This window comes from Bradyrhizobium sp. SRL28 (assembly GCF_018596315.1).
In the GTDB taxonomy this organism is placed as follows: domain Bacteria; phylum Pseudomonadota; class Alphaproteobacteria; order Rhizobiales; family Xanthobacteraceae; genus Bradyrhizobium.
Window position 1 is genome coordinate 1 of record NZ_JAHEAG010000215.1, and the last position, 517, is coordinate 517.

Consider the following 517-nt stretch of genomic DNA (forward strand, 5'->3'; position numbering starts at 1 on the left):
GGGCCTCTTCCTTGCCCGTCAGCTTGCGTTCCGCGCCCGGACGCGGCTCCTCGCTCAAGGCCCGCTCCAGATTGCCTTCCACGAAGCGGCGCTTGGTCCGGCCGACGGTGGAGAGGCTGACACTCACGGTCCGGGCAATCTCCTCGTCGCGGCCCCTATCGGCCGCCAGCAAAATCTGCGCCCGCTTGAGCTTGCGGGCGGCGTGTTTGCCGCCGCCGAGCATCGCCGTCAGTTCATCGCGCTCGGCTTGGCTCAATTCGACCCGATAACGTACATTCATGCTTTGCCTCCTTGTCGGAGGCCGGGACGAATCCAACGATGAGTCAAAAATCAGGCGCGCGTTTCACCGAGAAGCAGGGGCACTACCTCGCTTTCATCCATACCTATTCGTACATGTTCGGACAGCCGCCCGCCGAAGCCGACATCCAGCGCCATTTCCGCGTCAGCCCGCCGACTGTCCACCAGATGATCGTCACCCTCGAACGGAACGGCTTCATCCGACGTCAACCCGGCGTCC

At 63.6% G+C, this 517-nt stretch carries 2 protein-coding genes; one reads left to right on the forward strand and one right to left on the reverse strand.

Annotated features, from left to right (window positions below):
- A partial coding sequence (locus tag KIP88_RS46050; RefSeq protein WP_214494659.1) for a helix-turn-helix domain-containing protein occupies positions 1-280 on the reverse strand: 280 nt, incomplete at its 3' end.
- A gap of 38 nt (positions 281-318) precedes the next feature.
- Here KIP88_RS46050 and KIP88_RS46055 point away from each other — a divergent pair.
- A partial coding sequence (locus KIP88_RS46055; protein ID WP_214494660.1) for a LexA family transcriptional regulator occupies positions 319-517 on the forward strand: 199 nt, incomplete at its 3' end.